The following is a 25609-nucleotide window of genomic DNA, read 5'->3' as shown; positions in this document are numbered from 1 at the left end:
TCCTCCCTATTCATCTGAAAGTACCCTCAGTCTAAACCCTACAACGATTGTAGGGTCAAGGGGTTTATCTGCACCTGCAGCTCCCACATACTGGTGTAGCAAAATTCATAAACAGGGCTAACGATCTCGATTTCTTGTTCCAAGATATGTTTACGCAGCAAGCTGTAATAATTTGGGGAGTTTGCATGGCTATCTTCGATCAGAAATGTTAAATAAGCGCCTCCAGCCAATCGATGGGACTGGAACTCTTCCGGTACGACCGTTGGATTGACCAAAAATAAATAGGAGGGATTCATTCGTTCTTGAAAGAATGCGGACTGCGTCACAATAAAGCCAGGCTCCAAGTTGATGTAATCAAGCTGATTGGAAAAGGGCAGGAATGTGCGGTAATATTCTGCTTCCTGTTCCTTGTACGTTGAAACGTCAATCGATTTGCAAAAGACTTGTCTTGCCTCGTATTCGCGAACAAAAATCTGGTTTTTAGGCTGAGATTGCAGTGTCAAGCGACGATGGCGTTTGGCTTCCAATTCTATTTTCACCGCTTCCAGCTCTCTCATTTTCTGCTCAAGCCGTTCGAGCTGGACGGCATAGACTTGATCCATTCGCTCAGCATCCCACTGTGTCGCTGCCAACTCTTTTATTTCTGAGAAGGGGAGCTCCATGCTTTTAAATTTTTTAATCCGATGCAGAAGCGGGAGCTGAGAGAGGGAATAGGTTCGATAGCCCGTGTCACGATTGATATGGACAGGAGAAAATAAACCGATTTTATCGTAGTATCTCAGAGTTTGCAGGGGGATATTAAACATAGTGGATATTTCGCCAATTCGAAAATATGCTTCCAATTTCGTTTCACCTCTCCTTCATTCTCTTACCAAGAAGCCACTATTGATCTAATTAAAAAGGGTTTAAAGCTTATCCAGCACCAAAGCGGGAGAATAAACGCCAGATAAGCTCTCCACGGCTTGTAACTCCTGTCTTGAGAAAAATGGATTTGATGTGATCTTGCACTGTGTATGCGGATATATGTAGCGATTGTGCCAGAGCCTTTGTAGACATTCCTTTAATGAGCGCGTGCAGGATCTGTTTCTCTCGTGCGCTTAGCTCACATGCTTCAGCCATAAAGCGAAGCGTATCCCTTTCGATGTTTTCCCACTCTCGCAGACGAGCCAGCCAACGCTCTGCGGTTCCGTTGATTGAGAGAATGCGCAGACGTTCATCCAGCACCAGAATGCCAATCTCAGTCTCCGGTTCCGTCTCGACCTTTTCTGGCATTGCAAAGCTGGACTGACGTAATCGCAATGCAATGACTGGAACGAGAGAGGACAGGAAGACACGCTCTTCCTCTGTGAATAATGGCTGCCCAAAACGGCGGTATAAAGTCAAATAACCCCAGCATGCTCCTTTATACATCAAGGCCGCCCGCAGCTCATCCGTGAAGCCAGCAGGGGAAAGCACATTCCGAAAACGTGCGCTTCTCGTCAGCTTGCCCTCCGTCGCTGCGCTAAGCGACGCGGTTGGATCGACTGCCTTGACCAATTGGTGATACGGAAAGTAATCCGCTCTCAAATTTTTACCCCCAATATTCATAGTCAGAATCGACAAATCCCTGATTTGAGGGATGGTGAACAGGCTGATTCCTTATTAATATTGATAATGGTTATCAGTATAAAAGAAAAACGAGGAGTTGGGAAGAAGATGGTTCACACACTACGAGCATAACCCCAATCAGACCACTGCTATTCGTTACAGTATCAATGAATCGAATCAGCATTGATGGCAAATCTGATGCGTGACATTGCCACTAAGGTGACTGCTGCCATTAATAAAGGGGCGATAGGAGCGGGGATACAAACTATGTTGGTCCAAGCGGAGGTACCAGCAGAAAAAGCGGCTGCCGCTTCGAGTTCATTATCTGAACGGGTAACGTCCGATTTTGTTCATTCCAATGTCGTCCTTGGGATGAACAACCAAATGGTGCCCATGCTGCTCCTGCTCGCCTCTTATGTCGGTACAATGATTATGAGCATGAACATGGCGCAATCGTCCATGGCACTGGCTGCAGCAGGAATTCCCCGTTGGCGGTTGTTCGCTGCGAGAAATATCATCAATGTGGCGGTCGCTTTACTCGTATCCTTGATTGGGGCATCACTTTTAATCTTGCTAGGAGTTCAGGCAGAGCATGGTTTTCTGGGTTGTGGGGATTCCAGGCATTGTTTGTCCTATCTTTTATTGCGTTGTCTCAGTTGTTTCTGCTTTTGCTCGGAATGGGTGGCATGCTCATGAATATTTTCCTGCTGTCGATTCAGTTGGTTACCTCCGGTGCAATGATTCCCCGAGAACTGCTGTCTTCGTTTTATCTGCGGGTGGGAGAATTGCTGCCTGCGTCTTATGCGGTCGAGGGAAGCATGGATATACTCTTCGGCGGAACGGGAATCGGCGGGAATACAATAAGCTTGCTTGTGTTCATCGTTCATTCCATGGGCTTGGGCGGCTTGGTGGTTGGGCTGCGCAAGGATCGTATAAGGCAAGCTGTGCAGAAACCTGGAGATCCACAATTCAGTTTTTGATCTGATGATTGTACTAGCAAAAGTTGCTATTTTCCGAGCATTTTTCACAACGACACCCTCTGGCGAATTTTTTATGATAGATCATACGAATAACGCACAAAAGAGGGGACGAAAGCAAATGGAATACGTGATTGATATACAAGGAGTTTCGTGGATCAGGGGAACGACTACTCTGCTGAGTAATGTTAGCTGGCAAGTGAGGTCCAATGAGCACTGGGCGCTGCTCGGTTTAAATGGATCGGGGAAAACAACTCTTTTAAATGTGATAACTGGGTACATCTGGCCTACAACCGGTGATGTTTCCGTGCTAGGTCATCGGTTTGGCGAAGTAGATTTGCGCGTGCTTCGCCAGTCTATTGGCTGGGTGAGTCTTTCTCTTCAGGAAAAGTTGCATGGTGGTGATCTGGCTCAGTCGGTCGTTGTTAGTGGAAAATATGCGAGTATCGGCCTATACGAACGTACATCAGAAGAGGAGTGGACGCGGGCAAAAGAACTGATGCGCACACTCGGATGTGAGCATTTGTGGAACCGTGAATTCAATACCTGCTCACAAGGTGAAAAGCAAAAGCTCCTGATTGCCCGTGCGTTGATGGCAAATCCACGTATTTTGATTCTGGATGAACCTTGTAATGGGCTCGATTTGTTCTCTCGGGAAAGACTGTTGGAGAGTATTCATGATCTGACACAGCAAAAAGACACACCAACCTTGATTTACGTGACGCATCATACTGAAGAGATCCTCCCCGCATTCACGCATACCTTGCTTCTGCGCCAAGGAGAGGTCATTGAAAGCGGGGAAACAGAAAAACTGATGAACGAGGAAACCTTGAGTGAATTTTTCCGCGCCCCGGTAGTGGTCGATAAGTATGAACAACGCGTATACGTCCGAGCTGCCAAAAGAATCGGAACCTATTAATAGGAGAAACGGTGATGTGGCGGGATAACAGAATCAAATAATTGACATATTATTAAGAAAAATCTGATGGACAATACATGAGAATGTTGTACGATTTATGGTAAGAAGAAACGCTTTGTTCACAGCTCTGGATTTATAAGTATTCGATGGATAGGAGAGGGTATTGCTTGATTCGATTTGAAAATGATTACGCGGAAGGTGCTCATCCGCGAATTTTGAAACGACTATTGGAAACGAATGAAGAGCAGACACCCGGATACGGAGCCGATGAGCATTGTGAAAAGGCAAAGACATATATTCGGAAAGCATGTGATATCGAGCATGCAGATATACACTTTTTAGTGGGAGGCACACAGGCAAACACGACAATTATTGCTTCTATTTTACGACCACACCAAGGCGCTGTTGCCGCTATAACAGGTCATATTGCCGTACATGAAGCTGGCGCTATTGAAGCAACTGGCCATAAGGTACTGACTTTGCCAAGTGATGATGGGAAAATCCGGGCGGAACAAGTCAGAGAAATGGTTGACAATCATTGGAATGATGCCGCACATGAGCACATGGTACAACCAGGGCTTGTATACATATCCCATCCTACCGAGAATGGAACGGCCTATCGCAGATCTGAGTTGGAAGCATTAAGTAAGGTTTGCCGGGAAAGTGGTTTGCCTTTGGTATTGGATGGTGCCAGATTAGGGTATGGTCTGGTTTCAAAAGATAGTGAGGTTACCTTGGCTGATATTGCAAGACTATGTGATGTGTTCTATATCGGGGGAACGAAAATAGGAGCTTTGTGCGGGGAAGCAGTTGTCATTGTCAATGAAGCGCTAAAAAAAGACTTCCGATATGCGATCAAGCAAAAGGGAGGATTACTGGCTAAAGGGAGGTTATTGGGGATACAATTTGAGACCTTGTTTGAAGATGGTCTTTATCATGAAATTTCGAGTCACGCGGTGGAAATGGCGATGATGATTCGGGAGGCATTTCGTGAAAAAGGGTTTTCATTCCGCTACGACTCTCCAACCAACCAGCAGTTTCCTATCTTGCCGAATCAAATACTCAGTGAATTAAGCAAAACGTATTCCTATTCGCTTTGGGAGAAATTCGATGCGGAGCACAGCGTAGTGAGATTTTGTACCACCTGGGCAACCAAAAAAGAAAATGTTGAAAGATTGATCGCGGACATCAAGGCATTATAAACCCGCCTTCATCGTGGTAGAGAGGCAGTCAGAGTGCATTTCACCCTGGATGCCTCTTCAACATGTGTAAGATTCTGTATGTATTCATGGACGTAAGAGAAGCGTTAGGCTATACTTTTGATAGTAAACATAGGACTCAGAATGAATATCCATTCGATAAGTGTTAGGAGTCAGGACTACGTTGTTACATAATAATGGTGAGAAAAGGCTAGCGAAGTGGAGTATTTTTTTGGGTCTAAGTTTATTTATCCTTATTCTAACGGGAGCGCGGTTCATGTGGAGCGCTTCGTTTTCCTATGCCAATGACACAAAGGCAATAGGCGGAGTGCTTGATTTACGGGACTGGAATCCTGAGCTGGAAAGCATCGTGCTTCTTAATGGCGAGTGGGACTTTTATCCTCAGCAGTGGTTGATTGGCGAGCAGAGCAATCAGCAGTCACAAGAAGAAAAGGCTGTGTCCATCCTTGTTCCGGGATCCTGGAATCAAGCCTTGCAACCGAGAAATGACACGCCCTATGGCTTTGGGTCTTATCGCTTGAAAATTCTTATAGATCCCGCTAACGAACAAAACTACAGCCTGCGGTTCACAAGTATTCGTAGTGCGTCCACAGTATACGTGGATGGCGTCATGCTCGGGAAATCGGGGCAGACCGGAGAGAATGGGCTACCTTATGCAGCTGAAAACAGGCCGTATACAGCAACCTTTTCGTCAAAAGGCAAGAATGTAGTCGAGCTTGTAGTTCAGGTTGAAAATCATATCGATTCTCGCAGCAATGGAATTGCCCAGCCGATTAAAATTGGCACAAAAGAAGCGATTGAAAAAGATAGATGGCTGTCGTTGACCATGCAACAGCTGGTTACAATCATTTTCTTCGTACTGGCTGTCTATGCGCTGATTTTGAATGTTGTCGGGAATAAAGATAAAAGACTGCTTTGGTTTGCCTTACTCGCAGTAAGCATACTGGTTGCGATTTTGGTAGGAAGCGAAGAGAAATTATGGCAGGAACTATTCTTCTTTCCCTATGTGGTGCGGTTTAGACTGACTTATCTGGCATTGATCGGAATTGCCTCTGGCTTAATGGGATGTGTGAGGGAACCAATTCAACGAACATGGCCCAAATGGTATCCATTCCTGAAAATAGCTTGTCTTGTTTCTGTGGTTTTGGCATTATTCTTACCTGGTGCAGCTATCATGAGTCTTTTGCCGTTTTTTGTGGCCGTGATGGACAGCTTGATCTTCATCTCTATTGTCTCCATCATTCGCGTATTTTTGAAGGATTGGAAAGAGAATATTTTCATTATGCTGTCACTGATTGCTTTAGCAAGCCAAATGGTTTGGTGGACGTTTACGTTTGCTACAGAGGTAGAAATGCCCTACTATCCTTTTGATTTGATCGTAGCAGTCATTTGTTTTTCTTCTTTTTGGCTGAAACAATACTTCAAGGTTTACGCAGATATGGAAAAACTGACGGACCAGCTGCAACGAGCAGACAGGCAAAAGGATGAATTTCTTGCCAATACATCGCATGAGCTACGCAATCCATTGCACAGCATCCTCAATATGACGCAGTCGATCCTTGAGCGTGAGAGCATGGTCCTGACGGAGGACAGCAGGAAGAATTTGGACACAGTACTGTCTGTGGGACGCCGTATGTCACTGATGCTCCGCGACCTTTTGGACGTGAAAAAGCTGCAAGAGAGCCCTCCTCGGCTGGAACTGCAAAATGTTTCGTTGCATCCGATTGCAAACGGTGTAATGGATATGCTTCATTTCATGACCGCTGGCAAATCGCTACGTTTGATCAATGAGATCCCCGAGCATTTTCCCCATGTCCTTGCCGATGAAAACCGGGTGACGCAAATTTTGTTCAATCTGCTGCATAATGCGGTGAAATACACAAACGAAGGAAAAATTGTTGTTCGCAGTGAGGTCAGAAACAAATATGCGCATATCTTCGTAACGGATACTGGCATTGGTATGGATGAGGAAACGAAGCATCGTGCCCTGGAGCCTTATGTGCAGGGAGAGTATGGCAAGACGATGGCGGAGGGAGGATTTGGGCTTGGGCTGAGCATCTGTAAACAGCTGGTCGAATTGCATGGGGGAGAGCTCTATTTTCGCTCAGTTCCAACTCAAGGTTCGGAATTTGTTTTCACCCTACCGATATTTGACATGGCAGCTACAAACAGTACAGGACTACCCGAGGAAAGAGCTGCACGAATGGAGTCAGTTGAAGCTCTCGTGGCTGTCACCTCGACTTTGTACGCTATTCCGCTTGAAAAACCAGTACAACAGCTGGTTGGCCGGCCCCGCATCCTGATTGTAGACGACGACCCGGTGAACCTGAAGGTATTGGAAACGATTCTAACGGGTGAGCAGTACGAAATGACTTCGGTCGTCAGTGGCAAGCAAGCCTTGTCCATCCTGGATACAAAGGAATGGGATTTGGTCATTACCGACGTGATGATGCCGCAAATGTCTGGATATGAATTGACGCGACGCATTCGTGAGCGATTTACACTAACCGAGCTGCCTGTGCTCCTTTTGACTGCGAGGAGTCATCCGCAAGACATCGAAAACGGCTTTTTATCCGGTGCCAATGACTATGTCACCAAGCCGGTAGAAGCGCTGGAAATCAGATCGAGGGTCAGAGCTTTGACAGAGGTCAAAAAATCAGCCCAAGAACGTCTCCAGATGGAAGCAGCTTGGCTGCAAGCGCAAATTCAACCGCATTTTTTATTCAATACGCTTAGTGCCATCGCCGCTTTGAGTGAAATCAATTTGGAGAGGATGCGCACACTGCTGGAGGTATTCAACCATTTTCTGCAGAGCAAGTTCAAGCTTCACGACCACAATCAGCTCGTTTCGATCGAGGATGAGCTGGATCTTGTACGCTCCTATTTGTTTATCGAGCAAGAACGATTTGAAGAGCGTTTGCATGTGATATGGGAAGTAGAGGGCAGTACAGATGTCAAAATTCCGATGCTGACGATTCAGCCTTTAGTCGAAAACGCAGTCAATCACGGCCTTATGAAGCGCGTGGACGGAGGAACGATTCGAATTCGGATCGAAAACAAAGAGAGTCATGTTGAGGTTTATATTGAGGACGACGGGATCGGCATGGAAGAGGACAAGCTAACGACATTACTGGAGAAGACATCTGGTAACTCGGGTGTCGGTCTGCGAAATACCGATCAGCGATTGAAGCGGTGCTACGGTCATGGCCTTCTTATTCAGAGCAAGCTGGGACAGGGAACCATCGTCTCTTTTCGTGTTGATAAATAGATACGTTTCTCCAAACGAGGGTCCCTTCGAACAATGGTTTGAATGGACCCTCGATCTAGTACATAGTCTCGAGCGAAAAAAAACACCAGCATGCATAGGATAGTTTGTAGTGAAACCAGCCGTCATAAAGGAGACCATGATGAACATAACAGAGAAAGAAAAAATGATTGGCGGGGAGCTGTATTTTGCTTCCGATCCAGACCTGGTTGCAGATCGAGAAAATGCCCGCAGGCTAGTCAGGCTGTTCAATCAATCATTGGAAGCAGAGTATTCCCTGAGAACGAAGCTGTTGAGGGAGCTATTTGGCAGGGTGGGTTCGAGCATTACTATCGAGCCACCGTTTCGCTGCGATTACGGTTACAACATTCATGCAGGCGATAACTTTTTCGCGAATTTCAATTGTACGATACTCGATGTGTGTGAGGTAACGATTGGAGATAATTGTCTGCTTGCACCGAATGTACAGATTTACACGGCGGCACATCCGATCAATCCTGCAGAACGAAATACAGGTGCTGAGTACGGCAAGCCCGTTATAATAGGAAGCAATGTGTGGATCGGTGGGGGAGCCATTATTAATCCTGGGGTAACGATTGGTGATAATGCCGTGATTGGTTCAGGCTCTGTTGTAACTAAAAATGTGCCAAGCAATGTAGTAGTGGTAGGAAATCCTGCAAAAGTAATACGTGAGATACAGTCCTAAATCCTAAGAGATGAGATAAGGGAATCTTTTGATGAGACCCCCGCTAAAAATACCAGCCGGGCATACATATCCCGGCATGATTGCGATTGATAAGACCTTGAGGCATACTAGTCGAAACCATCAAATATCGTTTTGGATTTCATCTAACACCCAAATGTCATCTTTGAGAACAAATTTTAGCACTAGTACACCTGCATAATTCCCACCAGACTGCCAGACCTCATAGCCAGTAATAAATGAACGCTCTGATTCCAATGAATAGAATCTTTGTCGAAAATCATACCCGTTTTTAACAAAAGGGATGGTTATTTTTTCATTGTCAAAAAAATAGGTCATGGTTTTATTCGCAGCTGTCAGCTTATCTGAGAGATGGGGTTGTAATTCAATTTCCTTCCCCTCAGTCATAAGATGAAAGATCTCTCTTGCTTGGATATCGAGGATATTTCGCAATTCGTATTCCTTTTGCTTCGTCTCCAGTTCCTTCGTGAGTTTATTCATTTGAAGCTCTAATTCAGCATTTTGTTGCTTCACTTCTTTTAACAAGGCTTTCGTTGATTCTAATTCAGTTGAGCGTTCTGAACAGCCCGATGCTATCAAGAGGAAAAACAAAAAATAAAGCTTCTTCATTTCTGCCACTCCTTTCACCATTAAAAGGTAAGACGGATTTTCGTGTAAAATGTTTCCAAGTGTGGCTCTGTAAGCATGATTAAATGTGCATCCTGCAAATGATAACGAAATCTGATCATGATATGGAAATAATGACTTTACTTTAGTAGAATTAACTGTTAAGAAAGAATGACGAGCGTTATTTTGAAGGCACAACCCAATGTGTATGATAATGAATCGAATGAGAACGTTTTATCGATTAGACAGGTGGAATATGCATGAAAACCAACTCCCAAAAGGATATGTTAAGTGATTGGTTGTCCTTAACCCAAATACAAACAACGATTACCAATGAACTTGAAAAAGCATTGCAGGATAAATTCAATCTCTCTTTGAATGAGTTTTATGTTCTTTATTTTTTATCTCAAACAAAAGAGAAAAAACTAAGGCTACAGCAGTTACAGGATATGGTTGGATTAAGTCAAAGTGCGGTTTCCCGATTGGTTGGGAGACTGGAAGAAAAAAACTGTAGAGCCCTGCAGAGACATGTATGTGAAGCAGATCGGAGAGGGATCTATACGTGCTTAACGGAATTAGGCGAAGAGAGGCTCCAACAAACCATCGTCGCAGTTAATGAAATTCTTCAAACTGCCTTTTCAAATGACAATCTTCAAATGGAATTACGGACGCTCCTTCAAAAAATATCTGACAAATGACAGCCACGTAAAACACCGATTGGAATTGAAAGGTTGATCGTTCCTGTTCCAGGCAATGATCGACTTTTTTGTGTAAAACGATACACAGGGACATCTCGAAGCTTTTAAGATTGTCCCGTATGCACCTTTTCGTTTGACAATTGAAAAAGAGTAATGATAAATTAGATGCACGCGCATACATTTAAAAATCATGAAGAATTTTTTCAAAAAACCTAAAGGAGTGGGCGTTTCCATTATGGAACAATTAACTAGTCCCGATAAGCGATTGGATTAGAATGATAGAAAAGACGTTTGAGTGAACAATATAAGAAGCAATTACCAATAATATTCTAAACCGAGGTGGGAATATCATGAATTCTTCAAAATCTGTAGCACCTTTGTTCAATCCTTTTGAATACAAAGGGTTGAGACTTGAAAATCGATTTGTCATGGCACCGATGACTCGCGGTTTTTCACTAAACGGCATTCCAGGTCCCAATGTAGCTGAATATTACCGCAAACGAGCTGAAAATGGTGTTGGTCTCCTCATCACCGAAGGAACACTAATCGAGCATCCAGCCGCAGGAGCAGATCAAAATGTGCCCCATTTTTATGGAGAGGAAGCTCTGAACGGATGGGCACGGGTCGTTCGGGAGGTACATGAGGCTGGTGGGAAAATCGCACCACAAATCTGGCATACGGGCACGGCTCGTCAAAAAGAAAAGTTCCCTGAATCAGATGCCTTACCAATCGGGCCATCTGGCCTCAGTGCGACGGGTGAAAAGGTATCAGAACCACTCACTGTGGAAGAAATCCACGGTCTCATCGAGGCATATGCAGAAGCTGCAGCAAACGCTAAGAAAATCGGTTTCGATGCAGTAGAAATCCATGGAGCGCATGGCTACCTGATCGACCAGTTTTTCTGGGATGTCACGAACAAGCGAACAGACGAATACGGCGGTGATCTGGTAGGTCGCACCCGTTTTGCAGTAGAGATCATTAAGGCGGTACGCAAAGCTGTCGGTCCTGACTTCCCGATTATTTTCCGCTTTTCCCAATGGAAACCGAGCGATTATACGTTCAAGCTTGCAAAAAATCCTGAGGAGCTGAACCTTTTCCTCACGCCACTGTCTGAGGCCGGTGTAGATATTTTCCATGCTTCCACTCGCCGATTCTGGGAGCCGGAGTTTGAAGGCTCTGATCTCAATCTCGCAGGGTGGACTCGTAAGCTGACAGGTAAACCAGCCATCACTGTCGGATCAGTTGGATTGGACTCCGAATTCCTGAGCTTATTCAGCGAGGGCAAGGGCGGACAGCCGGACAGCCTCGATAATCTGATTGACCGTGTAGAACGAGAAGAGTTTGATCTTGTGGCTGTTGGGCGAGCGCTCCTGAGTGATCCAGCTTGGGTCGCAAAAATTCGTAACGGCAACACCGAAGAACTGAATCCATTTACGCGGGAAGCTTTGCAAACATTAAGCTAAAGCAAAAACAAAAGCAAAAACAAAAGCGGGCACGAAATATGTGCTCGCTTTTTCGTTTAGCAATATTAGTGGGGAGAGAATCGTAGGTAACTGACGGGCAACCCGTTTCTTATCTCAAAAGCCCTCCACTTTACCAGAGGATGTGCGCCAAACCTTGAGATCTGCAATCCCTTTCGTTTTGAAATAAGAAAACAAAAAGCATCCCAGGATAACGATCATGCCCCCAACACCTTGCAGCCACGTCATCTGTTCCCCAATGAGAAAAAACGCAAGAATCGAAGTGAAAATCGGATTGAAATTAAGAAAAATACCTGAGGTCGTCGCGCCTAGTTTTTGTACGCCAAGATTCCAAAGAACCATGCATACGACCGTTGAGATCACACCTGTATATAAAAGTGAGCCGATAAACGGAGCGTCGATGTTGGTAATGGTAAAGTCCCCGACATTAAATGGCAAGAGAATCAATAGTCCGAAGATTGCAGAGTACAAAATGGACATGAGCGGAGTCGTCTTGCTCATGGCCCATTTGCTGCATACCGAGTAAATTCCCCACACGCAGACTGCCGCCAGCATCCATAAATCGCCTGAATTAAACTGTAACGAAAGAAGATAGGAAATATTCCCTTTCGACAAAATGAGTACGACTCCCACTAGCAAAAACATCATGGTGAAGACCTGAAGAAGCTTGATTTTCTCTTTTAAAAAGACAAAGGAAAAAAGTGAAATCGTGATCATATTCAGTGTGGAAATTAAGCCAACATTCGTCGCGGATGTCATTTCCAACGCCAAAAATTGAAAGACGTTGAAGAGGACAACGCCCGTAATTCCCATGCAAAGCAATGGAAGAATGGCATCGCGCGGAGGCAGCAGCTTTTTTTCCTTCCACCATACCATCGGAAGCAGGCACAGAACGGCAATGATCCAGCGAAGGCTCGTCAGTGTAAGTGGGGAAGCATGACCGACAAGTGATTTTCCCAGAACAAAATTTCCTCCCCATAACAAGCTTGTTAACAGCAGCAACATGACATAAAACCTTGGCATCTTTTTACGCTCCTTTATGTAACTGGCTATTAATAAACATAACAGTAACATTGCCTTTACAGCATAACGTTTTGTATAATTGATGAAATTCAAAATAAAATTCTGTAGATTTGTAATAAATAGCTTGATCATTCAGTTTTAGGGTTGAAAAGCTCCTTTTTTTCGAATAAATGAAAGAGGGAAAAAACATGGAATCTTTCGTTAGTAAAGTACTCGATGAAGTCGATATTCAAATACTCGATCTGATGCAAAAAAATGCTCAGCTGAGTAACGCGGAGCTGGCAAGGCGCGTGAATTTGTCGCCACCAGCGACACATGCAAGAGTCAAGCGTTTGGAGAGCGAAGGGTATATTAATCGGCAGGTTGCGATTCTGAATCTGGAGAAGCTCGGCTTTGATCTATTGTGTTTTGTGTTCATCAGTACAAATATTCACCAGGCTTACGAGCTGGAAATTTTGGAGAATGCACTGCGAGCGATGCCGGAAGTTTTGGAGTGCCATTGCTTAACAGGAGAGCACGATTACCTTTTGAAGGTAGCCATCAAAGATCGGAAGGGATTGGACAGCTTCGTCCGAAAAATAAACAAGCTGGGCGTATCCCGTATTCAAACGAATCTGTCCCTGCGGGAAATTAAGTATTCTACTATTTTGCCGATAGGGGATGATCCATTTTCATAGATATGATAAAATAGAATGCCGGAAAAACTAAAATGAAGGGAAAGAATCTATGAATACATCAGAAGAGAAAAAGAAATCCAATCATAAAAAACTATCAATCAGAAACATTATCAAAAGAGGTCTGTTCATTACAATTGGTGCCGTGATTATGGCATACGGTCTGGAAGCCGTATTAATCCCGAACAATATCATTGACGGTGGAGTAACGGGCTTATCCATGATCTTGAGTCATGTCACGTCTATCAATCTCAGCTTGTTCCTCGTCCTATTAAACTTACCTTTCTTTTTCCTAGGGTATAAGCAAATAGGAAAGACATTTGCAATCAGTATGCTGTATGGGATCATAGCTCTTTCGGTGGCGACTTCCTTCATGCACCATGTAGAACCGATGGTTGCGAATGAACTGCTGGCGATTGTTTTCGGTGGGTTAATACTTGGATTAGGTGTAGGCTTGACCATTCGTAATGGTGGGGTCTTAGATGGAACAGAAACATTAGCAATTTTGGTTGAGAAACGGCTTCCATTTTCTGTTGGTGAAATCATCATGTTTGTCAATGTGATTATTTTCACTATTGCAGCTTTTGTATTCTCTTTGGAAAATGCGCTATTTTCGATGCTCACGTATTATGTGGCCTTCAAGACAATTGACATTGTTGTAAAAGGCTTAGATGATATGAAATCGGTCTATATCATTAGTGATAACACGACTGAGATTGCGGATGCGATTACAGAACGGTTAGGTCGAGGCGTAACGTATTTACACGGGGAAGGTTCTTATAGTGGGGAAGATAAGCGAATTATCTTGTGCGTCTTTACCAGATTAGAGGAAACCAAGCTAAAAGATATCATCAAGGAATTAGACCCTCAGGCATTTATTATTGCAACAGATGTATCTTCTGTTCACGGCGGTCGATTCAAGAAAAGAGATATTCACTAGTACGAAAACAGCGACAAAACGTAAGACCAGTAAAAGTCTTGCGTTCTGCCGCTGTTTTCCATTTTTATTGAATGCAGAAGTAGGAGCTCATGCTTCTCAGGGCTACATTTTCGGTGCTTGCATACCATATTTGGCCCATTCTTCTTTTGACGGACCATAAATGCCTGGAACGCTCAATCCTGCTTGTCGCATAAGAACCGTCATTTGTCCGCGATGGTGGTTTTGATGCAGGAGCAAAAACAGCAAAAGAGACCCATTCGGCATTTTTTGACCTAAAAAATCTATACATTCTTCCAAGGTCTGATCCGTCCATTGCGCTTTTAATGCATGAATAAAGGCATCACTGGTACGGTGATAGCTGTCTGCTATAAATTGGGCCGAAGCAGGAACCGGCCAATCTTCCTTCGGGGCTTCAAACGTTAGATTTGTATTTGAGGCAATGATATGAATAGCAGCTACCGTATGCCAAGCAATACGTCCTAATGTCCAATTTTCTGGCGTGATTTCTTGGTTAAGTGACTCATCGGTTAGATGATGGAGTAGTCTTTGTGTTGCCCCAGCTTCGTACTTCCAAGATTTTAAAAAATGATCTAAGCTTTGGAACATAAGAAATCCCTCCTAAGAATGGTTATATACTCATTTCCCTAATGACTTGGAATATCCTTCCATATTTAAAAATCCCTTAGTTTCCCTCAAGTAAACTCATAACTCGATTCAGCATGCAACGCTATGTTTGACACATGAAGACTACGTATGTAATATAATACTACAAATGTAGTCTATGTCGAAAATGAGGAGTTGTTCAACATGTAACAGAAAAATCCGTTGCGATACCCTAGTCATCCGCAGGAGTGGGAACGTAAAAAACAGCCCAAAAAGGGAAATGTTCAAGGTGAAAACAGCATGATTCCTCCATCGATTCAGATAGATAAAAAACAACGTGTCAATCGGTTACAGATTCTTTTTTTTCTCGTATTTTTGTTTTTTTCCACGATCATCGTTCGACTGATGCAGCTACAAATTGTAAAAGGTGATGAGTTTGCCAGCGAACTGATGAGCCGTTCGTATAAAAATGATCCGATTCCCGCAATGCGGGGTAACATTTATGACCGCACAGGGAATATCATTGCCGAAAGCCGTCCCTCCTTTGTCGTTGTATTCCACGAAAAGGATACGATGAATAAAGAATCCTATATCAGCATCAGTGAAAAATTGGAAAAGATTTTAGGGCCGGTAGACCGAGCCACTCTTTTGAAGAAGATGGATGTCGGTTATGCCTTTGAAAACGGGAACTACATCAGAGTCCCTCGGCAGATGCCGAAATACTTGGAGAAGGAATTGAAAAGCGATCTGTCACCCAAAGAGATGGCAGAAATAGAAGAGCGACGGGGAGAGCTGGAAGGTATCGAAGTCGTGATGAAGCCAATCCGCCAATATCATCCAAACCAAATCGCTGTGCAAGCAGTCGGCTACGTGCGACCCTACCATGTGGCAAATCAATTGGATATCGGCACGTACAAATCCGAGCAGGAGCGTTATTTGCCGAATCAATTTGTTGGTTTAGATGGAATTGAGCTTTCCTATGAAGCCGAGCTGAGGGGGCGAAATGGACATCGATTGTATGAAGTGGCCGCGGATCAAACTGTTGTAAAGGAGCTCGAGACAATATTGCCAGAGCGTGGCAATGACATTACCCTCACTATTGATCAGCGTGTCCAATTGGCGATTCGAGATTCCATCCGCGAGTTTCTCCCCAAGCTCCGTTCCACGATCTTCGAAGCTAGGTATGCGAAAAGCGCTTACGTTGTAGCCATTGAGATTAAAACGGGAAAAATCGTCTCCATGGTCAGCTATCCGGAGTATGATCCAAACGTTTGGATTGAAGGTCCTGATCAGAAAACATACGATCAAATCAAGTATGCAGTGACGAATGGAACGATTCGCGAGGCACCGTATGACGCAAGGCCTTTGACGGGCGAAGCAGCAGAAATGGAAAACTATAAGCACCCTCGCTCCATTGTGCCATCCGGTTCGGTTATCAAACCGATTACGGTGCTGCTCGGATTACAGGAAGGCATCATCAGCACAAATGATCAATGGCAGGATAATGGCGTGTATCAATACGGCAGGGGATCCGATCAAATCAAAAATGATAATCGCAAAGCTAATGGCATGATATCACCAGAGAAAGCGTTGCAGAAATCCTCGAATACATACATGGCGCGAATAGGGGAGGAGTTGTCTAAACGCAAGCGGGGCGCGTCTGCAAGTATCCTACAAAGCTATTATCATGCGTTTGGCTTGGGCATTCAGACGGGTGTTGATTTGCCAAATGAGAGTCGTGGAAAACAAGATTATCTGGTGATGAATGAAAATTACGGTCCTCTTGCAGCTATGGTTCAAGCTTCCTTTGGGCAGCAAATCAGAGCGACTACCATGCAGCTCGCGCAATATTCAGCGACTCTAGCGAACAAGGGTGTACGATTACAGCCTCAATTGGTAGAAAAAATTACGGGGACAGACGGTACGATTGTGAAGTCCTTTCAGCCGCATGTTTTGAGTGAGTTCCCACATCCTGATGCATACTGGAATTTAGTAAAAGAAGGCATGGTTTTGGTGACGAAGCCAGGCGGGACTGCAGTCCGTGCATTTGAAGGTCTACCATACAGTGTAGCAGCGAAAACGGGCACTTCAGAGCAAGACATCTATGTTCCTGTTACCAAAAGTGATCCCAAAACTGGGGAGAAGAAGATTCAATGGAAAATGCATGCGCGGATCACAAACGGGGTTAGTATTTCGTATGCCCCAGCAAATGATCCGAAGCTGGCTGTTGCTGTTGTCGTCCCTGAAGGTGGCTACGGCGGACGCTCGGCGGCAGTCATTACACGAAGCGTTTATGAAGCCTATGACAAATATATTGGCCTACAGAAATAAGGACAATTGAGCTGCAGGTAGGGAGTATTACGGTCATTCGTATTACGTATGTAATCTGTTGGTCGCAAAAAGAATTTAAAAAGGATAAGTGAGGGTAGCAGGATGAAGAAATTTTGGGTAAACAAATGGTTGGCGGGATTTGTCATCACCATGCTGAGTGGCTGTGGAATGAACCAAGACGACCTGGCAGTTGACCAGTTGAAAGAACCGAGTCATATCGAGACAGAAGGTACACTCGATCAGCAGTTCAAGCAATTAGAAAAGGATTTCGATGCGCGTCTTGGTGTTTATGCACTGGAAACTGGCACAGGCATGACGATTCGTTATCGTGATGATGAACGATTCGCGTACGCATCTACATTCAAGGCTCTGGCTGTCGGCGCAGTCCTTGTTCAAAGCCCTACTGAAGAGCTGGATAAACGAATTACTTATACCAGCAATGATCTGATTTCCCACTCTCCCATCACCAAGGAGCATGTTGAAAATGGAATGACCATCAGGGAGCTCTGCGACGCTGCTGTACGCTATAGTGACAACACCGCAGCAAATCTTTTGCTCAAGGAATTGGGTGGCCCGGAAGGCTTTGCAAAGGTACTGAAGCAGATCGGTGATGATGTAACCAACCCAGTGCGAATGGAACTGGAATTGAATGAAGCCACTCCGGGCGACATACGCGATACGAGCACGCCCAAAGCTTTGGCAAATTCACTTCAGGCGTTTACGCTCGGTGAAGTCCTACCAGCAGACAAACGCTTCATTCTTACCAATTGGATGAAGGAAAACACGACCGGAGACGAATTGATCCGTGCAGGTGCTCCTACAGGTTGGGTAGTCGGTGATAAGACTGGAGCCGGAAGCTTTGGAACACGCAACGACATTGCTGTTGTTTGGCCACCAGATCGCGCACCTATTGTCATTGCGATTTTATCCAGTCGCGATACAAAGGATGCGAAAGCGAACGATGCCCTGATTGCAAAAGCAGCCAAGATTGTACTTGATTCGCTAGGTAAAACCATGTAAAGCAGAATGGAAAAGCCCGCGAACTACTTAACTGTTAGTTTGTGGGCAATTCCCAGCAACAGATCGCGTTCATCTGCTTGCATGAAAAGTCTTACCCATGTACGATATTGTTTATTCGCGTTTTTCTCTTCAGATCCGTTCATTTTGCTAGTACATGTCATGCCTTCAAGTGTTTTCTTATGAGTGATTCCTACAAGATGGCAAGAGTGTCAAGGTGCTAAGCATCGGGAAAAGAAGATACCGTTGGTTTAAAGAGGGAGATGAGTAGCATGTTCATTACTCAGTTAATTTCAGGCTTTATCGTGTCTTCTTTTACTATTGCTGTCATCTTGCTTATGAAAAAGCTCTTTCGAAAGCACTTGTCTGCAAAGTGGCATTACAATTTATGGTACCTGTTGTTCATAGCACTATTGATTCCTTTCATACCCGCTCGTTTTTTCATGTTCGACGACCTCTTTTCTTTTTTACCCTTCCGTTCCTCTCAGGCAAGTGGAGTATTTGCTCCTCAGGCAGAAAATCCATCGAGAGGGAACGTAGATTGGATCAGTGATTTTTCCGTTTCTGTCCATCATGCAACACCTGCTTATCTGGATGATCTCATCGCTGTTATTTGGATTTGTGGCCTTGCTCTTTTCGTAATCCCTGCTGTTATTGCTTGGATGAGAATCAAGCGGATTCAAAAGAATATGTCCACTGTAAAAAATGAAGACATTCTACGACTGCTTGAAGAATGCAAACAGCAGCTTCATATCTCAAGGGATTTGGTTGTAGGGGAGTCTCCGTTTGTCAAAACTCCGATGATGTTTGGCCTTCATAAGGTTTATGTGGTCTTTCCGCTTCACTTTCAACAATGGCTAACGATGAATGATATCAAATACATTTTGCTTCATGAGCTGAATCACTACAAGAATAAAGACAATATGACGAATTACCTGATCGTTATTTTTCAAATTCTGTACTGGTTTAATCCACTTGTTTGGTTTGCCTTTAGAGAAATGCGATTGGATCGTGAAATCTCCTGTGACAGCGATGTTCTTAAAGCATTAGAGGAACAATCCTATCGTGAATACGGAAATACCATCATTCATTTTGTACACAAAGTATCCAGGCAAAGAAATTTAGTCTTTGAAAGTCAAATGGTGAGCTCCAAGGAACAATTAAAAAAGCGCATTCAAAAGATCGCATCCTTTCAAACGGAGTCTACGCAGCTGAAGAAAAACAGCATCGCGATTTTTATTCTGGCGGGTGTACTCGTTGCCAGTCAAATTCCACTCGTAGCGGCCATCGCCAGCGAAAATGCTTATTATCCATTTTCGAGAGAGAACACAGATTATGAGGATCTTAGCTCCTATTTTGAAGGGTATGACGGCAGCTTTGTCTTATACGACATGAAAGCCGATCATTTTCAGATTTATAACAAACAGAACAGTGAAAGAAGAGTTTCACCGGATTCCACTTACAAGATCTATATCGGCCTATTTGCTTTTGAGACCGGGATCATCACGAAGGACAATTCCACCCTCGCATGGAACGGTGAAGTGTATCCGTACGCTTCCTGGAATAAAAATCAAAATGTAAAATCGGCTATGGAAAGCTCCGTGAGTTGGTACTTTGAAGAACTGGACAAAAAAATGAATCTGAAAAGCTTACAGACCTATCTAAAGCAACTAAGCTATGGAAACGAAAACCTGTCTGGTGGTCTGGGGCAATATTGGATAGAGTCAACACTTAAGATTTCTCCCGTGGAGCAGGTTTTGCTTCTCAAATCGCTGTATACCAATCAATTGGGCTTTCATGAAAAAAATATCCAAGCGATCAAAGAGACGATTCAATTAGAAGAAAAGGATGGCGCTAAGCTTTCGGGTAAAACTGGCACAGGCACCGTAAATGATAAAACAGTAAACGGCTGGTTTATTGGATATGTAGAGAAAGAAGGGAACACCTATTTCTTTGCAACGAATATACAAAATGAAGATCATAGCAACGGAAGTAAAGCCGCACAAATCGCTCTGTCGATCTTAAAGAACAAAGGCATTTATTAAAAGATGCACCTGTGCGTTTCCTTTTCTGCGTGAGGAAAGTAGATTGACATCTTGAGAAGGCAAAGCTAGCATAATGACTACGAGTGTAGGATCGAGGGGGTGGATGAGAGTGTCAAACGAAGTGCCCAGTATCTCAGAAGCAGAGTGGGAAGTGATGAACGTGCTTTGGGAGAAGAAGCCGCTAACAGCGAATGAAGTCATTCTCTCCTTACAAGAAAAAATGGATTGGAAGCCGAAAACCATTCGTACGCTTTTGGATCGTTTGGTGAAAAAGAAGGTAGTCGGGGTAAATCAAAATCAAAAGTTGTATACTTTTTATCCGTTATACACGCAAGAAGAATGCCAAAAGGCAGAGGCGCAGACTTTTCTTAAACGAATCTATGGAGGAACGATGAAATCCATGCTGGTACAGTTTATTGAAGAGGAAGCGTTAACGGAAGAGGATATGAACGAGCTTCGTTCAATTTTGAATGAGAAGCCTAAAAAATGAGTGCTTGAATATATGTGTATCAAAAGCGTCAATGCTGGGGGAGCTTTATCCCAAGCTGTTGGCGCTTTTTGTGCAGTTCTGTGAGCAAGGAACTAAGCGCAGCTCCTTTCCTTTTTTTCAGCCACATACTGACTGCTCTAGGCAGAACGAAAAATCAAATCTGACATTGCACTTAAAAGCCGAATTGATTATCATGGATATTACAGGTCCGTAATAAAATAGATAGGAAGAAAGGAAGAGAAAGCATGCAGTTCTCCAAAAGTACAGATTACGCCCTTCATGCCTTACTGCATTTGGGTAATGCTAGTTCCGGACACAATGTCGGAATCAAGGAATTATCTGCGACACTTGGTGTTTCCGAGAGCTATTTATCCAAAATCATGTCCAAGCTGAGGCAAGATGGAATCGTGCGTGCTGTGCCTGGGGTGAACGGTGGTTATGAGTTAGCGCGAGAGGCCGAGCAGATTACGTTTCTCGATGTCATTCAAGTAATTGAAGGAAGACAGCGGCTATTCGAATGCTCAAATACGAGTTCACAGCAGCATCGGTTGTTAACGGAAGAAGGGAATCCAGAAAAGGATCAGGGATCTGCGGGAAAATGCGAATGCTTGGTTGAAAAGATAATGACGGGCGCGGAGTATCATCTGCACCAATACTTGCGGGAACATACGATTCAAACAGTACTGGATGAAGCTTTTAAGCGTTGTAACCAAGAAGAAAACAAGAAGTGATTCACTTCTTGTACTCTAATTATGGATATTATAGGTCTATGGAGGTATATTGAAGGATGAAAAAACAATTCTTTGATGTGATGATTATTGGTAGTGGCCCCGCAGGATTGAATGCTGCACTTGTGCTTGGACGGGCGAGGAAAAAAGTGATGGTGATTGATGAAGGTCGTCCGCGCAACGCCGTGACTCACAAGACACATGGGTTTCTTACACGTGACGGAATAAGTCCTGCTGAATTCAGGCGAATTGCGAAGGAAGAGATCAGCGTTTATCCCTCCGTGTCTTTTGAAGCAGACACAGCTGTGTCGATTCAAGGAACAGATGGTCATTTTGAAATTACGACTGAAAAAGGGAATTCGTTTTCCGGCAAAAAGGTGCTGTTCGCAGTTGGAATGAAGGATCAGCCGCTGGATATACCTGGACTACATGCGGTATATGGGAAAAGTGCCTTCGTTTGCCCGTATTGCGATGGCTGGGAGTTAAGAGACGAGCAGCTAGTCATTATCAACAAAGGAGCAGAGGTCATGCATTTCGCTCCCGTGATATCCGGTTGGTCAAATCGCTTTACGATCTGCACAAATGGCCCAGATGAGCTGACAGATGCTCAGCGAGAAGAACTACAGCGGCATCAAGTACCCGTTTTTGATTCACCGATTCAGTCGATCGAGTCACATGAAGGCATCGTACAGCAAGTGGTTCTCGAGGACGGAACGATCATTCCATGCCGAGGGATCTTTTTCAAACCCGAGCTGGTTACCGGATCGGATTTGCCGCGAGATATCGGATGCCACATCACAGAAACGGGAATGGTAGTCGTTGACGACTTTGGAAAAACAAGCGTGCAAGGAGTCTATAGTGCAGGAGACGCAACAACGCGAATGCACCAGGCTATTGCCGCTGCCTCAATGGGCGCAATCGTCGCTGCGGGTATAAACAATGAGTTGAATGCAGAGGTTTGGAAGCAAAACGATTGATGACAAGATACCCCTTTGACTTTCCAGCATGGAGAGAAAAGGGGTATTATTAATATTTCGGGTCACTCAGTTGCCGGACTGAAAGATTAGACAAACGACAAAGGCATTCTGAAGGGTAGAGGAGAGAGTAAATTGAGAGAAAACAAAGAAGGCAGCAAAACGTTTAAGAGAAAATACGCAAAAGGTAGAGACTATTTCATCAGCTTCATGATTTTGCTTTGCCTTTTTGTCATTCCCGTTTCTGCTTTTGCGGAAGCAGCCAAGATACCATCAATTCAATCAGTGAATCTGGAACTCAGATCGGCGGTGCTTGTGGAACCGGTAACCGGCCAGGTCTTATTGTCCATAAATGCAGACCAAGCGTATGCTCCAGCAAGCATGACGAAAATGATGACCGGATATATTATCGCGGATAAAGTCAAAAAAGGTGCGATTTCTTGGAACGATGTTGTAACAGTCAAGGAGAATGCTTCACAAACGATTGGGTCTCGCGCTTACCTCGCACTTGGGGAAACACATACGGTACAGGAGCTATTTACTGTCATGCTCGTTCATTCCGCAAATGACGCTGCCGTTGCCCTTGCGGAATACGTATCAGGCTCTGAGCAGCAATTCGTAACAGAAATGAACGAGGAAGCCAAGCGGCTGGGAATGGAAAAATCTTACTACATCAATGTATCTGGACTTGACCGTACAGATATGCCCCTACCATTTCGACCTCAGGAACAGGGGGAAAACGTGATGTCCGCAATGGACGTCGCAACACTGGTGAAATCGATTTTTCAGGATCATCCTGAGATGTTAGAGGTAACGAGTATGCCATCCTATCAGTTTCGCGCAACAGACAGAGAGCCTTTCGTCAACACGAATTGGATGCTGGAATCCAATAAAGATAGCCAATATAAGAAATACGCATATGAAGGACTAGACGGGTTGAAGACAGGCTTTACTGACAGTGCCGGGTATTGCTTTGCAAGTACCGCAGAGCGTGATGGAATGCGCTTGATCAGTGTTGTGATGGGAACAAAATCGATGTCAAAACGATTTACGGAGACGAAGAAAGTGTTGGACTATGGCTTCGATCACTTTGAGCTCAAGCAAGTGGTAGCTGCTAAGAGTACGCCAAAAGGCATGGAAATGGTTCTAGTCAAATCGGGTACAAAAACAGAGGTTCCCGTGCTGACTGAGCAAGCCGTTTCTTTTCTTGTTCCAAAAGGCTCAGATGCTTCACAGCTGTCCTATCAGACTAATTTTGTGCCACAAGAGCTCACTGCCCCTTTTGCCGCAGGAGCAAAAGCTGGAACCATTACGTACACGTACCAAATTGAAGGAAAGGATATGATCCAAGAGAAAACGGTTAACATGGTTGCTGCGGATGAGGTGGAAAAGGCAGGTTGGGTTCGACTGCTGTTCCGTTCCATTTGGGAAGTCGTAAGCGGTCTTTTTTGAGTTCAACCTCGCTCAATTTCCCCCATTTTGAACTTGAAACGGGCAATGAATTAGGGGGGTGAACGCCCCCATGAGGGTTGCAAAAGACGTTCGGCTTGACTATCGGTATGTGGTCACAAATCATGGGTGCAATTATTATACTCGCACCCTACGTCATTGGTAGAATAAAGCCTACTGTGCGTATGTTTTTGAACATGATCTTCTTTGGGTGTTTATCGATTTATTCATGTGGCTGAAATGGGTTCCCATCGGGGAGACAGTCATTGTACGAGGCGTACTGTTCGCTGCCGGGCTGCTCATCTATACTTTCGGTACAGGGATGTACATATCGCCACGACTAGGGGCAGGACCGCGTGACAGCTTTAGCTGGCTCTGCATGAACGAATGGGCTGGGGAATTGGCAAAGTCAGGATCGGAATTGAATGCACAGTTACATTGTTCGGCTTTTTACTCGGTGGCCCAGTATCGGTGGGGACACTGGTGACTGCTTTGGCGATTGGACCGTTAATCAAGCAGTTTATCCCGTTGTGGGAACGAATGATGGCAAAGCCGTTTGGAAAAGAAGCGGTGACCAATCTAGCTGAATAGATTTCTGTATGACCACCACGTTTGCACATCGCGTGGTGGTTTTTTTACATCTATAGAAACTGATAAAAGCAGAAGTACTTGAAATAGCCATTCACGTGTAATTAAATGGGAAGAGAAGCCATTTGCTAAGAAGTGATCGTTGTATATTCTCTTATAAAATGGGAGGAATAAAGTTGAAAGCGATTCAAATCATAGAGTTTGGTGGACCAGAAGTCTTGCAATGCGCTGAAGTAGCTGAGCCGACCCCGGCCCCTAATGAAGTTCGTGTACGACTGTTTGCTGCAGGTGTGAACCCGAATGAAACCTACATTCGTACAGGCACGTACTCCTTTTATATTCCAGAGCTGCCATACACGCCTGGTTTCGATGGAGCGGGAGTGGTGGATGCAATAGGGGAGGGAGTAACGCATCTCCATGTGGGAGATCGCGTTTTCGTAGCTGCCCTTCTAGCTAAGCGAAATACCGGTACGTATGCGCAAAAAGTAGTCTGTGATGAAACAGCGGTCCATCGCTTGCCGGAATCTATTTCGTTTGAGAAAGGTGCGTCTCTTGGCATTCCGGCACTTACTGCTTATCGGGCTTTGTTTCACAGGGCAAAAATGAAGCCAGGTGAGACCGTTTTGATACACGGGGCAAGCGGTGGTGTTGGTTTGTTGGCCGTGCAAATGGCTAAAGGCTTGGGAGCAACGGTGATAGGAACGGCAAGTACAGAAGAGGGAAAATCTTTGGTGAAAGCTTCAGGAGCCACACATGTACTCGATCACATTACAGAAGCTTCAATCGATAAAATCATGTCTTTGATACATGAGCGAGGACCCGATGTGATCATCGAGTTTCTGGCAAATGTGAATTTGGAGACGGATCTAAAGATAATCGCACCTTATGGCCGTATCGTCGTAGTTGGTAACCGTGGTAGCATTGAAATCAACCCGCGACTGGCGATGATGAAAGAAGCGGATATTTTAGGACTAGCTCTTTGGAATGTGCTACCCGCTGAGTACGAGGAGAGTTTGCATGCTGTTGAAGCTTTCCTGCAATCCGGTCTTTTACATCCGGAGATCGGAGAAGTATTGCCGCTTGAGGATGCCAATAAAGCTCATGAACAAATCATCGAGAAGAAAGCCCGTGGAAAGATCATCTTATCCGTTGATTAACGATCAAATAGGATATAGCAAGTAGAAAAAGCTCGCTAAATAACGAGCTTTTTCTCATTTTATCGTTTTTTCATAGATTATACGCCGGATATAGTATACCTTCGATTTCGCAG

At 44.5% G+C, this 25609-nt stretch carries 25 protein-coding genes; 20 read left to right on the top strand and 5 right to left on the bottom strand.

From position 1 onward, the window contains the following. Nucleotides 1-38 precede the first annotated feature (38 nt). Nucleotides 39-842: a MerR family transcriptional regulator gene (locus ADS79_RS17635; protein WP_049739718.1), complete on the bottom strand. Its 804-nt coding sequence runs from the start codon at nucleotides 840-842 to the stop codon at nucleotides 39-41. A gap of 70 nt (nucleotides 843-912) precedes the next feature. Beyond that, entirely contained in the window at nucleotides 913-1566 is a 654-nt protein-coding gene (locus ADS79_RS17630; protein WP_049739717.1) for a helix-turn-helix transcriptional regulator, read from the bottom strand. A gap of 219 nt (nucleotides 1567-1785) precedes the next feature. Here ADS79_RS17630 and ADS79_RS36190 point away from each other — a divergent pair, with 219 nt between their 5' ends. The 6 genes from ADS79_RS36190 to ADS79_RS17600 all read left to right on the top strand — a co-directional run bounded on the left by ADS79_RS36190 (nucleotide 1786) and on the right by ADS79_RS17600 (nucleotide 8674). Further along, complete coding sequence (locus tag ADS79_RS36190) at nucleotides 1786-2283, top strand: hypothetical protein (RefSeq protein WP_236700023.1); 498 nt, start codon at nucleotides 1786-1788, stop codon at nucleotides 2281-2283. Beyond that, on the top strand, nucleotides 2280-2567 hold the full coding sequence (locus ADS79_RS36185; protein WP_049739715.1) for an ABC-2 transporter permease: 288 nt from the start codon (nucleotides 2280-2282) through the stop codon (nucleotides 2565-2567). The genes ADS79_RS36190 and ADS79_RS36185 overlap by 4 nt, the downstream gene beginning before the upstream one ends. Nucleotides 2568-2685: 118 nt before the next feature. Continuing rightward, nucleotides 2686-3483: an ABC transporter ATP-binding protein gene (locus ADS79_RS17615; protein WP_049741041.1), complete on the top strand. Its 798-nt coding sequence runs from the start codon at nucleotides 2686-2688 to the stop codon at nucleotides 3481-3483. Between the two features lie 167 nt (nucleotides 3484-3650). Then, on the top strand, nucleotides 3651-4685 hold the full coding sequence (locus tag ADS79_RS17610) for a threonine aldolase family protein (protein WP_049739714.1): 1035 nt from the start codon (nucleotides 3651-3653) through the stop codon (nucleotides 4683-4685). Between the two features lie 274 nt (nucleotides 4686-4959). Further along, a complete protein-coding gene (locus ADS79_RS17605; protein ID WP_236700022.1) occupies nucleotides 4960-7971 on the top strand; it encodes a hybrid sensor histidine kinase/response regulator in 3012 nt (1003 codons plus the stop codon). A 139-nt stretch (nucleotides 7972-8110) separates the two neighbouring features. After that, complete coding sequence (locus tag ADS79_RS17600) at nucleotides 8111-8674, top strand: sugar O-acetyltransferase (RefSeq protein WP_162839541.1); 564 nt, start codon at nucleotides 8111-8113, stop codon at nucleotides 8672-8674. Between the two features lie 120 nt (nucleotides 8675-8794). Here ADS79_RS17600 and ADS79_RS17595 read toward each other — a convergent pair whose 3' ends face one another. Further along, the gene (locus ADS79_RS17595) at nucleotides 8795-9301 is read right to left on the bottom strand and encodes a hypothetical protein (protein WP_049739711.1); all 507 of its coding nucleotides are present in this window, start codon (nucleotides 9299-9301) and stop codon (nucleotides 8795-8797) included. Nucleotides 9302-9558: 257 nt separating this feature from the next. On the opposite strand from ADS79_RS17595, the gene ADS79_RS17590 reads away from it, so the two are divergent. After that, complete coding sequence (locus tag ADS79_RS17590; RefSeq protein ID WP_049739710.1) at nucleotides 9559-9996, top strand: MarR family winged helix-turn-helix transcriptional regulator; 438 nt, start codon at nucleotides 9559-9561, stop codon at nucleotides 9994-9996. A 350-nt stretch (nucleotides 9997-10346) separates the two neighbouring features. Further along, complete coding sequence (locus ADS79_RS17585) at nucleotides 10347-11459, top strand: NADH:flavin oxidoreductase (protein ID WP_049739709.1); 1113 nt, start codon at nucleotides 10347-10349, stop codon at nucleotides 11457-11459. Nucleotides 11460-11573: 114 nt separating this feature from the next. Here ADS79_RS17585 and ADS79_RS17580 read toward each other — a convergent pair whose 3' ends face one another. Further along, nucleotides 11574-12500 (bottom strand): DMT family transporter, encoded by a 927-nt coding sequence (locus tag ADS79_RS17580; protein ID WP_049739708.1) that lies wholly within the window; start codon nucleotides 12498-12500, stop codon nucleotides 11574-11576. Nucleotides 12501-12688: 188 nt separating this feature from the next. On the opposite strand from ADS79_RS17580, the gene ADS79_RS17575 reads away from it, so the two are divergent. Together ADS79_RS17575 and ADS79_RS17570 are read left to right on the top strand one after the other, a co-directional pair. Next, nucleotides 12689-13177, top strand: coding sequence for an Lrp/AsnC family transcriptional regulator (locus tag ADS79_RS17575; protein WP_049739707.1), 489 nt, complete (start codon nucleotides 12689-12691; stop codon nucleotides 13175-13177). A gap of 49 nt (nucleotides 13178-13226) precedes the next feature. After that, complete coding sequence (locus ADS79_RS17570) at nucleotides 13227-14114, top strand: YitT family protein (protein WP_049739706.1); 888 nt, start codon at nucleotides 13227-13229, stop codon at nucleotides 14112-14114. A 102-nt stretch (nucleotides 14115-14216) separates the two neighbouring features. On the opposite strand, the gene ADS79_RS17565 is transcribed toward ADS79_RS17570, so the two are convergent. After that, entirely contained in the window at nucleotides 14217-14720 is a 504-nt protein-coding gene (locus tag ADS79_RS17565) for a DinB family protein (protein ID WP_049739705.1), read from the bottom strand. A 297-nt stretch (nucleotides 14721-15017) separates the two neighbouring features. On the opposite strand from ADS79_RS17565, the gene ADS79_RS17560 reads away from it, so the two are divergent. The 10 genes from ADS79_RS17560 to ADS79_RS17515 all read left to right on the top strand — a co-directional run bounded on the left by ADS79_RS17560 (nucleotide 15018) and on the right by ADS79_RS17515 (nucleotide 25496). Continuing rightward, nucleotides 15018-17048 carry a peptidoglycan D,D-transpeptidase FtsI family protein gene (locus ADS79_RS17560; RefSeq protein WP_049739704.1) on the top strand — a complete coding sequence of 677 codons (2031 nt, stop codon included), beginning with the start codon at nucleotides 15018-15020 and terminating at the stop codon, nucleotides 17046-17048. 102 nt (nucleotides 17049-17150) lie between these two features. After that, the gene (gene bla / locus ADS79_RS17555) at nucleotides 17151-18068 is read left to right on the top strand and encodes a class A beta-lactamase (RefSeq protein WP_049739703.1); all 918 of its coding nucleotides are present in this window, start codon (nucleotides 17151-17153) and stop codon (nucleotides 18066-18068) included. A gap of 269 nt (nucleotides 18069-18337) precedes the next feature. Continuing rightward, nucleotides 18338-20110, top strand: coding sequence for a BlaR1 family beta-lactam sensor/signal transducer (locus ADS79_RS17550; protein ID WP_049739702.1), 1773 nt, complete (start codon nucleotides 18338-18340; stop codon nucleotides 20108-20110). Between the two features lie 109 nt (nucleotides 20111-20219). Next, the gene (gene blaI, locus ADS79_RS17545) at nucleotides 20220-20600 is read left to right on the top strand and encodes a penicillinase repressor BlaI (RefSeq protein WP_049739701.1); all 381 of its coding nucleotides are present in this window, start codon (nucleotides 20220-20222) and stop codon (nucleotides 20598-20600) included. A gap of 245 nt (nucleotides 20601-20845) precedes the next feature. Continuing rightward, entirely contained in the window at nucleotides 20846-21331 is a 486-nt protein-coding gene (locus ADS79_RS17535; protein ID WP_049739699.1) for an RrF2 family transcriptional regulator, read from the top strand. 56 nt (nucleotides 21332-21387) lie between these two features. Beyond that, nucleotides 21388-22305 carry an NAD(P)/FAD-dependent oxidoreductase gene (locus ADS79_RS17530; protein ID WP_049739698.1) on the top strand — a complete coding sequence of 306 codons (918 nt, stop codon included), beginning with the start codon at nucleotides 21388-21390 and terminating at the stop codon, nucleotides 22303-22305. A gap of 132 nt (nucleotides 22306-22437) precedes the next feature. Further along, nucleotides 22438-23754, top strand: a complete 1317-nt coding sequence (locus ADS79_RS17525; protein WP_236700021.1) for a D-alanyl-D-alanine carboxypeptidase family protein — start codon at nucleotides 22438-22440, stop codon at nucleotides 23752-23754. A 226-nt stretch (nucleotides 23755-23980) separates the two neighbouring features. Continuing rightward, nucleotides 23981-24238, top strand: a complete 258-nt coding sequence (locus ADS79_RS36180) for a hypothetical protein (protein ID WP_236700020.1) — start codon at nucleotides 23981-23983, stop codon at nucleotides 24236-24238. Beyond that, complete coding sequence (locus tag ADS79_RS36850) at nucleotides 24151-24342, top strand: hypothetical protein (RefSeq protein ID WP_476727177.1); 192 nt, start codon at nucleotides 24151-24153, stop codon at nucleotides 24340-24342. Before ADS79_RS36180 ends, ADS79_RS36850 begins: the two co-directional genes overlap by 88 nt. 173 nt (nucleotides 24343-24515) lie before the next feature. Further along, nucleotides 24516-25496, top strand: a complete 981-nt coding sequence (locus tag ADS79_RS17515; RefSeq protein ID WP_049739697.1) for an NADPH:quinone reductase — start codon at nucleotides 24516-24518, stop codon at nucleotides 25494-25496. Nucleotides 25497-25609: the final 113 nt, after the last annotated feature.

The organism is Brevibacillus reuszeri (assembly GCF_001187725.1).
GTDB lineage: Bacteria > Bacillota > Bacilli > Brevibacillales > Brevibacillaceae > Brevibacillus > Brevibacillus reuszeri.
Note: the sequence above shows the minus strand (reverse complement) of the source record. Positions and strands in the feature narration are given on the sequence as shown.